This is a genomic window from Streptomyces sp. NPDC003697 (assembly GCF_053587115.1).
Window position 1 is genome coordinate 1 of record NZ_JBSFNN010000139.1, and the last position, 9,592, is coordinate 9,592.

Genomic DNA, 9,592 nt, shown 5'->3' on the forward strand with positions numbered 1-9,592 from the left:
GGGCCGCCGCCCGGCGGCCCCACGGCGGGGGGTCAGGTGCGGGCCCAGGCGTAGCACCCGCTGGACGTGAGGGTCCTCGTGCCCTTCCGCACGGTGATCGTGTGCCGGGTGCCCGACGTGCCGTCCAGGGACCAGGAGCAGTCCGGCGACGGGGTCAGGGCCCGGTAGGTGCCGGGCGCGGGAGCGGTGTGGGTGCCGTCCGCGTACCCGCCCTCGGCAGCCGCGACCAGCGGCTTCAGCTCCGGGCAGAGGCCGTCCACGGCGGCCTCCGCCCCTTTGATGTCGCCGGCGACGACCGCGCCGACGGCCGCGTCCCGGTCGATCTTCGCCGTGTAGGCGAGCCGGTCGCAGGTGTCCTGCCCGGCCTGCAGGATCGCCGCCGGATCGGTGCCCGCGGGCACCCGTCCGGACAGGTACTTCTTCTCCTTCCTCGTGAACGACCCGGTGGCCGGGGTGAGCCGGCTGTCGGGCACGGTGGCCCGCGGGCCCTGCCCGGTGCCCGCCGCCGGCCGGGACGCGGCCGGCCCGGACGGCGCCCTTTGGGACGCCGGCCCGGACGCCGCTCCGGACGCCGTCGCGGCGGGGCCGGCGGCCGGAGCCGCGGCGGCCGCGGCCGGGCGCGGGGCGGCGTCGGCCGCCTCCGGGTGCCGGCCGTCCCCGTCCGGGCGGCCGCACGCGGTCAGCAGGGACACGAGGCCCAGCGCCACCAGCGCACCCCGCCTCACTGGGCGCCCGTCCCGCGCCGGTAGTGCGCGAGCACCTGGCCGGCCGACAGCACCTTGCCGTAGACGGCGACCTCGTCGATCCGGCCGGTGAAGCCGCGGCTCGACGGCGCGTTGGTCCAGCCGCTCACGGCGTCGCCGCCGACCCTCCAGTAGCCGGTGAACTGCTGGCTGCCGGTGACGAGGAAGTTGGAGGCGCGCAGGGAGCCGTCGACGTACAGCTTCATGCCGTCGGCACCCTGGGTCGCGACCATGTGGTGCCAGGCGCCGTTGTTGTACGACTGGAGGGTGCTGATCGTCCGCACCGAGCCGGGGTGCACACCGAACACGAGCTGACCGCCGTTGGTCATGTAGACGTGCTTGTCGTAGGTGGTGGACACCAGCTGCACCCGGTTGCCGTACCCGATCAGCTTGCCGCCGGTGGTGGTCGTCGTCTTGAACCACAGCTCCAGCGAGTACGCCGACGGTGTGCTGTGCGCCTTGTCGGTGTACGTCCATTCGTTCTGGGCGCCGGTGTAGCCGACCGAGGCGCCGGAGCCGGCCGCCCCGTCCGGCACGGCCTGCGTCGGCGCGTTCCAGTGGACGCCGCTGTCGTCGGCGCTGGAGCTGTCGGCCGCGTAGGCGCCCGAGGGCTCGTTGAAGCGCCAGTACAGCGAGGCGCCGTCGCCGCGGACGCCCGCGGCGTAGGCGTCCGCGGCCGAGGCGACCTGCACCGACTGGGCGGCGGACTTGGCGGAGGTGTTCGTGCCGTCGGTGACGGAGACGCGGTACGAGTGGGTCTCGCCCGCCGCGACGGAGGTGTCCGTCCAGGTCAGCTGGGGGCGCGACCAGGGCAGCGAGTCCGCGGACACCTCGTACGCCGGTGTCGTCGCGCCGTCCTTGTAGACGCGGTAGGTCAGCCGGCTGTCGTCGGTGTCGAAGCTGGAGCGCCAGTGGACGGCGACCCGGCCCGGCTCGATGCTCTCCACCCGGGTCTGCGGCACGGTCGGCGCGCCGGTGTCCGGACCGGAGGAGACCCGGGCCAGCGACTGCTGGGCGCCGCCGTTGACGGTGGTGAACTCGCCGCCCACCCAGAGGTAGTCGGTGCCGTTCTTCGGCGCGAGCGTGAACACGCGGGGACCGATGCCCTCGCCGATGCCGTCGTTGGTGTCGGGGGCCCAGCCCACGAGCTTCGGATCGTGCGTGGACTCGGCCAGCAGGTGGCGGCGCTGGCCGTCGGGGTACTCGCCCATCGAGGAGCAGTCGTGGGCGTGCGAGGCGCTGTAGACGAGGCCCTTGTAGAGCTGGAGTGCCTGCGTGGCGCCCAGGCAGGTGTCGCGCCAGCGCTGCGCGAAGGTGTCCGGCTCGAAGGCCGTCCGCCCGTCGAACACGCCGCCGCCGGTGCCCTCGTTGGCGGTGTAGACGCCCGAGGCGTCGGCGGTGATGTCCTTGACGACGGAGGTGTCGGGGAAGAACCCCCGCGGATACGCCCGGGTCACCGCGCCGGTCGTGGCGTCGGTGACGGCGAGGGCGTGCGAGTTGCTGCCGTTGACGGTGAAGAAGTCGCCGCCGACCGCGACGTGGGCGCCGTCCGCGGTGACCTCGACCGCCCGCCCCGGAGCGTCCGCGTTCGCGGTCCAGGGGGTCAGGCCGCCGGAGGTGTCCACCGCGGCGAACCGCTGCCGGGCCGTGCCGTTGACGCTGGTGAAGTCGCCGCCGAAGTACACCGTGGAGCCGGTCGCGGACAGCGCCCGCACGGTGGCCGGCACCGAGGGGCGGAAGTCGGTGCGCGGGGTGCAGGTGGCGATGTCGATCGCGACGAGGCTGCCGGCGCCGACGCCGTTGACCGCGCCGAAGTAACCGCCGGCGTAGAGCGTCCTGCCGTCCGGCGACACCGTGAGCGCCCGCACGGTCGCGGTGCCGCTGCCGACCGTGAACGACAGGGAGCAGCCGGTGGGCGCGCCGGTCGCCGCGTCGAACGCGGCGAAGTTCACCGCCGGCTGCTCGGCGGCGTCCCCCGCGGCGGCGCCCTCGGGCCTGATCGCGGAGAAGGTGCCGCCGGCGAACACGACGCCACCGGACTGGGCGAGGGCGTACACGACGCCGTTCGTCTGCCAGGTCGGCAGCTCGTCGGCGGTCAGTGCCACCGGCGGGGTGAGCGCGGCGGCGTCGGTGGCGGTGAGCGGCAGGCAGAGCAGCGGAGCGGCGCACGCGAGCGCGAGCGCGGTGAGACTCCGTCGGGATGGCCTGCTCCTGGGCGGACTGGGGAGTGTGGATCTGCCGTGCATAACGTCTCCTAGCGGTGCGAGCGGGTGTACCTGGTGCGCTGCGTGGGGGGCGTTCCTGGGGCGGGGGCGTCGTGGGGCCCGCGGCGGCCCGGGGAGGGGACCGGCCCTCTCCCGGCCGGAGCGGGGACCTGCATCAGAGGGGGCCGGCGTCCGTCCGGCGGCGGTGACCGCCGGCCCGGCGGCGTCCGTCCGGCACGGAGGGCGGGCACGGCCGGCCGGCGCGGTCGCGCCGCGGCCCGGCGGGGGCGGCGCTCACCGATCGACCCGCACGGCGGTGCCCGCCAGCTCGTTCTCCAGACGGGCCACGTCGGCGTCGACCATGATCCGGGCGAGTTCCCGCACTCGCACCGAGGGCTTCCAGCCGAGCAGTTCCCCGGCCTTGGAGGCGTCCCCGATCAGGGCGTCGACCTCGCTGGGCCGCTCGTACTTGGGGTCGTAGCGGACGAACTCGGTCCAGTCCAGGCCGACGTGGGAGAAGGCGACCTCGAGGAACTGGCGGACGGTCGCGGCCTCACCGGTGGCCACCACGTAGTCGTCGGGTTCGTCGCGCTGGAGCATCCGCCACATCGCCTCGACGTATTCCGGCGCGTACCCCCAGTCGCGTACCGCGTCGAGGTTGCCCAGGTGGAGACGGTTCTGCAGGCCGGCCTTGATACGGGCGACCGCACGGGTGATCTTCCTGGTCACGAAGGTCTCACCGCGGCGCGGCGACTCGTGGTTGAACAGGATGCCGTTGACCGCGAACATGCCGTAGGCCTCGCGGTAGTTGACGGTCGTCCAGTAGCCGAACACCTTCGCGCAGCCGTACGGGCTGCGCGGGTGGAACGGCGTCCGCTCGTTCTGCGGCGGAGGTGTCGCGCCGAACATCTCCGACGACGACGCCTGGTACACCCGGGTCTCGATGCCGCTGGCGCGCACCGATTCCAGCAGCCGCACCGTGCTCAGCCCGGTGACGTCGCCCGTGTACAGCGGCGCGTCGAAGGAGACGCGGACGTGCGACTGGGCACCCAGGTTGTACACCTCGTCGGGCCGCAGGTCGCGCAGCAGGTTCACCAGCGCCACCCCGTCCGACAGGTCGGCGTGGTGCAGGACGAAGGACCGTCCCGGCTGGTCGGGGCCCTGGTAGATGTGGTCGATCCGCTCGGTGTTGAAGCTCGACGAACGGCGGATCAGCCCGTGCACGATGTAGCCCTTGTCCAGTAACAGCTCCGCCAGATACGAGCCGTCCTGACCGGTCACCCCGGTGATGAGCGCCGACTTGGCCATGTACTACCCCCTTCGACGCGACCGGTCGGCCGCGCGACGCAGTGAGTCCTGCTGTGTTCTGACCTGGTTTCCTGCGGAACGTCCCCCGGGAGCGCCGGCCGCTGGCACAATCCGCGCATGACAGCTGACGCTCCGCTCAAGTCCACGCCCCCGCTGCTCCCGCGTCCTGCGCGCGTGTTCGTCGCCGGTCACCGCGGCCTGGTCGGGTCCGCGGTGGCCCGCCGGCTGGAAACCGACGGGCACGAGGTGATCACCCGCGGCCGGGAGCAGCTCGACCTGCGCGACGCCGCACGGACCGAGGCCTTCCTGCGCGACGTCCGGCCGGACGCCGTCGTGCTGGCCGCCGCCAGGGTCGGCGGGATCATGGCCAACAGCACCCGCCCGGTGCAGTTCCTGGAGGACAACCTCCGGATTCAGCTGAGCGTCATCGCCGGCGCGCACACCGCCGCCGTGCCGCGGCTGCTGTTCCTGGGCTCGTCCTGCATCTACCCCAAGCACGCCGAGCAGCCGATCCGCGAGGAGTCGCTGCTCACCGGCCCGCTGGAGCCGACCAACGAGGCCTACGCCATCGCCAAGATCGCCGGCATCACCCAGATCCAGTCCTACCGCCGGCAGTACGGCGCCTCGTACATCAGCGCCATGCCCACCAACCTCTACGGCCCCGGCGACAACTTCGACCTGGCCACCTCCCACGTGCTGCCCGCCCTGATCCGCCGCTTCCACGAGGCTCGCGAGGCCGGCGCGAGCGAGGTGGTGCTCTGGGGCACCGGCACGCCGCGCCGGGAGTTCCTGCACGTCGACGACGTGGCCGCGGCCTGCGTGCTGCTGCTGGAGCGCTACGACGGCGACGGCCCGGTCAACATCGGCTGCGGCGAGGACCTGCCGATCGGCGAACTGGCCGGCATCGTGCGGGAGGTGACGGGCTACGAGGGCGAGATCGTCTGGGACACGGGCAGACCCGACGGCACGCCGCGCAAACTGCTCGACGTCTCCCGTCTGACCGCGCTCGGCTTCAAGCCCGCCGTCGCGCTGCGCGACGGCATCGCCTCGACCTACCGGTGGTGGCTGGAGCACCGGTCCGGCTGAGGTGGCGCCGCCCGGGGCCCGGCGCACGGACAGGGCCCCGGGGCCGGCGCGCATCAGTACGCCCCGCGGCCGTCGACGACGGCGCGCAGGGTGCGGGTCATGATCTCCACGTCGGCGGCCAGCGACCAGTTGTCGACGTACCAGAGGTCGAGCGCCACCGTCTCGTCCCACGACAGGTCCGAGCGCCCGCTGACCTGCCACAGTCCGGTCATGCCCGGCTTGACGGCGAGGCGCCGCAGCTCGGTCGGGCTGTAGCGGGCCACCTCGGCGGGCAGCGGTGGCCGCGGGCCAATCAGGGACATGTCACCGCGAAGGACGTTGAGGAGCTGCGGCAGCTCGTCCAGGGACAGCCGGCGCAGCACGGCGCCGAGCGGGGTGACGCGCGGATCGCGGCGCATCTTGAACATGTGCCCGTCGTGCTGGTTCGCCTCCGAGCGCGCGAGCTCGGCTCGGCGGGCCTCCGCGTCGGCGACCATCGAGCGGAACTTCCACATGGTGAACGGCGTCCCGCCGAGCCCGCAGCGGGTCTGCCGGTGGAACACCGGCCCCGGTGAGGTGCAGCGCACGGCCAGCGCCAGCACGCCGAAGACCGGCGCCAGCGCCAGCAGGCCCACGGCCGCCCCCAGCCGGTCCAGCACCGATTTCAGCCAGGGCTGTCCCGACTGCTGCGCGGGCGGCGCCACCTGGAGCACGGTCAGGCCGGCCGCCGTGGTGGGCCGCACCCGCGCCTCCGTCACCTCCGCCAGTCCCGGCACCACGGCCAGCTGCAGCCCGGCGCCGTGCAGCGCCCAGGCCACGTGCCGCAGCCGCTCGCCGGTCATCCGGGTCCCCGGCACCACCAGGGCGACGTCCGCCCCGAAGTCCGCGACGGCCCGCAGCACGGCGTCCGCGTCGCCCGCGCGGTCCGCGGCCGCGGCGGGCAGCGGCCCCGCGGCCGGCATCCCGCACTGCACGGCCTGGGATCCGACCGGCAGCACGCCCACCACCACGTACGCGTGGTCCGTGCGGGAGGCGAGCCGGGCCACGACCTGGTCCACTGCGGCCGGCTCGCCCACCACCAGGGCCCGCCGCACCGCCCGTGCCTGGTGCCGCTGCCGGTTCAGGTGCAGCCTCGTCAGCGGCGCGACCGTCGCGGTGAGGACCAGGCCGGGGACCAGCGCGGCCAGCGCGAGGGCGGGCCGCGGCCCGTTCTGCACGCCCACCAGCACCAGCACGAGCGAGAGGATCCCGGCCAGCAGCACCCAGTCCCGCAGGGCGGCCAGCACGCCCCACGACTCCCCGAGCCGCTGGGCGGAGTACCGGCGGCGCGTCACCCGGATGGCCGCCCACATGCCGGCCCCGGCCAGTCCGCCGACCAGCGGCACGTCCTGACCGTCGGCCTCCAGAGCCGCCGCGAGCGGGACGCCGACGCCGCAGGTGTCGGCCAGGACGGCGAGCGGCCGGTACCAGCGAGCCTTGCCGTCACCCGATCGGCCCTTCGGCGGCAAGAGGTGTCCGCAGGGCCGTAACCGCGCCGGACGCCCGCCCCTGGGCCGGTACTCCGGGCGGGGGCGGACCTCCGCCCGGGACCGGGTCTCCGGCCCGGTCAGGGACTCCCGCCGGGCCCGCTGCTCCTGCCGCGGCCGGCTCGCGGGCCGGGTCCGCACCGACGGCCCCGCCCGGCCCGGCGCCGGTCTCACCGGACCGTCCGCCTCCGCCCCCGTACGGTGAACCGTTTCGCCCGCCGGCGGCCCCGGCGGCCCCGTCAATCCGGCCGTCCCCCCGGCCGTCGCCGCCACGTCCGGGGACGTTCCCGCCCCGGGTTCCCCGGCAGATTCCGGCACGCCGACATCCCGCATGCGCCCCCCAGCCATACGTCGCCGTCACGGACCCGTCCGCCCCTCGCGTTCCCCACCGGACGGACGTGCCCAAGTGATCGAGGACCCTATGACACAACTGTGTGCCTCGACTGGCGTTTTCGAGGAATTCACAGAAATCTGGTGAAGACGTGGACAACTGGCCTTCACGGCAACGCCGGGCGAGGCCGGGTGAAACCACGCCGAAACAGACGGTGGACTGCGCGCGACCGTACGCGCGGGGTGGTGAGCCCGCCCGGCATCGGGTACATACGATCCAGTAGCACCGGTCAGTAATGAACCGTCCTCAAGGACCCTATTCGCGGCGAGGTGTGCCTCATGTCCGCACCGATGACCAACAAGCCCACCGTCACCGAGCGCGAAGCGCGTGAGGTGGCGGAGGCCGCCCGGGAACAGAACTGGCGCAGACCGAGCTTCGCCAAGGAGCTGTTCCTCGGCCGCCTCCGGCTCGACCTCATCCATCCCCACCCACTGCCGGCCGACGAGGAGGTGCAGCGCGGCGAGCAGTTCCTCGCCAAACTGCGCGACTTCTGCGAGACCAAGGTCGACGGCGCCCGGATCGAGCGCGACGCGCGCATCCCGGACGACGTCATCACCGGGCTCAAGGAGCTCGGCGCGCTCGGCATGAAGATCGACACGAAGTACGGCGGCCTCGGCCTGACCCAGGTCTACTACAACAAGGCCCTCGCCCTGGCCGGCTCGGCCAGCCCCGCGATCGGCGCCCTGCTGTCCGCGCATCAGTCGATCGGCGTACCGCAGCCGCTGAAGATGTTCGGCACCCAGGAGCAGAAGGACACGTTCCTGCCGCGCTGCGCCCGCACCGACATCTCCGCCTTCCTGCTCACCGAACCCGACGTCGGCTCCGACCCGGCGCGACTGGCCACCATCGCCGTCCCGGACGGGGACGACTACGTTCTCGACGGCGTCAAGCTGTGGACCACCAACGGGGTGGTCGCCGACCTCCTCGTCGTCATGGCCCGGGTGCCGAAGTCCGAGGGCCACAGGGGCGGCATCACCGCCTTCGTGGTGGAGGCCGGCTCCGAGGGCGTCACCGTCGAGAACCGCAACGCCTTCATGGGCCTGCGCGGCATCGAGAACGGCGTCACCCGCTTCCACCGGGTCCGCGTCCCGGCCTCCCACCGCATCGGCGAGGAGGGCGCCGGCCTCAAGATCGCCCTCACCACCCTCAACACCGGCCGGCTGTCGCTGCCCGCCATGTGCGCCGGAGCCGGCAAGTGGTGCCTGAAGATCGCCCGCGAGTGGTCCGCGGCCCGCGAGCAGTGGGGCAAGCCCGTCGCCCTGCACGAGGCCGTCGGCTCGAAGATCGCCTTCATCGCCGCCACGACCTTCGCCCTGGAGGCCGTCCTCGACCTGTCGTCGCAGATGGCCGACGAGAACCGCAACGACATCCGGATCGAGGCCGCGCTCGCCAAGCTCTACGGCTCCGAGATGGCCTGGCGCATGGCCGACGAGCTGGTCCAGATCCGCGGCGGCCGCGGCTTCGAGACCGCCGAGTCCCTCGCCGCCCGCGGCGAACGCGCCGTCCCCGCCGAGCAGATGCTGCGCGACCTGCGCATCAACCGCATCTTCGAGGGCTCCACGGAGATCATGCACCTGCTGATCGCCCGCGAGGCCGTCGACGCCCACCTCTCGGTCGCCGGCGACCTCATCGACCCCGAGAAGAGCCTCCAGGACAAGGCCCGGGCGGGCGCGAACGCCGGCGTCTTCTACGCCAAGTGGCTGCCCAGACTGGTCACCGGCCCCGGCCAGCTGCCGAACTCCTACGCCGAGTTCCACCCCGCCGGGCACGTCGACCTGTCCCCGCACCTGCGGTACGTCGAGCGCCACGCCCGCAAGCTCGCCCGCTCGACCTTCTACGCCATGTCCCGCTGGCAGGGCCGGATGGAGACCAAGCAGGGCTTCCTCGGCCGCGTCGTCGACATCGGCGCCGAACTGTTCGCGATGAGCGCCGCCTGCGTCCGCGCCGAACTCCTGCGCAAGCAGGGCGACCACGGACGCGAGGCCTACCAACTCGCCGACGCCTTCTGCCGCCAGGCCCGCATCCGCGTGGCCGAACTCTTCGACCGGCTGTGGACCAACACCGACGACCTCGACCGCAAGGTGGTCAAGGGCGTCCTCGGCGGCGCCTACACGTGGCTGGAACACGGCATCATCGACCCCTCCGACGACGGCCCCTGGATCGCGGACGCGCCCGTCGGACCGAGCCGGCGGGAGAACGTGCACCGGCCCATCAGGTGAGGAACGGCACCACCGGCCGTCCGGCTCCCGCACCGCCGGGCACCACCGGCCGCGGCGGGGCGGCACTGCCGTGCCGAGGTGTCCCATCGTGTTCACAGTGCTCTCGGCGGGGCAGCCACCCGGCCGCTGCGGCCGT

6 protein-coding genes are annotated in these 9,592 nt (G+C 73.5%); 2 read left to right on the forward strand and 4 right to left on the reverse strand.

What is annotated here, in order from left to right; translation table 11 throughout:
• Positions 1-32 precede the first annotated feature (32 nt).
• The 3 genes from ACWDNY_RS30550 to gmd form a co-directional block, all read right to left on the reverse strand.
• Entirely contained in the window at positions 33-707 is a 675-nt protein-coding gene (locus ACWDNY_RS30550) for a hypothetical protein (RefSeq protein WP_451649054.1), read from the reverse strand.
• A 14-nt stretch (positions 708-721) separates the two neighbouring features.
• The gene (locus tag ACWDNY_RS30555) at positions 722-2,989 is read right to left on the reverse strand and encodes a LamG-like jellyroll fold domain-containing protein (protein ID WP_451649055.1); all 2,268 of its coding nucleotides are present in this window, start codon (positions 2,987-2,989) and stop codon (positions 722-724) included.
• A 252-nt stretch (positions 2,990-3,241) separates the two neighbouring features.
• Positions 3,242-4,255 (reverse strand): GDP-mannose 4,6-dehydratase, encoded by a 1,014-nt coding sequence (gene gmd / locus ACWDNY_RS30560; protein WP_451649056.1) that lies wholly within the window; start codon positions 4,253-4,255, stop codon positions 3,242-3,244.
• 117 nt (positions 4,256-4,372) lie between these two features.
• Here gmd and ACWDNY_RS30565 point away from each other — a divergent pair, with 117 nt between their 5' ends.
• Positions 4,373-5,341 (forward strand): GDP-L-fucose synthase family protein, encoded by a 969-nt coding sequence (locus ACWDNY_RS30565; protein ID WP_451649057.1) that lies wholly within the window; start codon positions 4,373-4,375, stop codon positions 5,339-5,341.
• Between the two features lie 53 nt (positions 5,342-5,394).
• On the opposite strand, the gene ACWDNY_RS30570 is transcribed toward ACWDNY_RS30565, so the two are convergent.
• A complete protein-coding gene (locus ACWDNY_RS30570; RefSeq protein ID WP_451649058.1) occupies positions 5,395-6,828 on the reverse strand; it encodes a sugar transferase in 1,434 nt (477 codons plus the stop codon).
• A 687-nt stretch (positions 6,829-7,515) separates the two neighbouring features.
• Between ACWDNY_RS30570 and ACWDNY_RS30575 the strand changes: the two genes are divergently transcribed.
• Positions 7,516-9,456, forward strand: coding sequence for an acyl-CoA dehydrogenase family protein (locus ACWDNY_RS30575; RefSeq protein ID WP_451649059.1), 1,941 nt, complete (start codon positions 7,516-7,518; stop codon positions 9,454-9,456).
• Positions 9,457-9,592 lie beyond the last annotated feature (136 nt).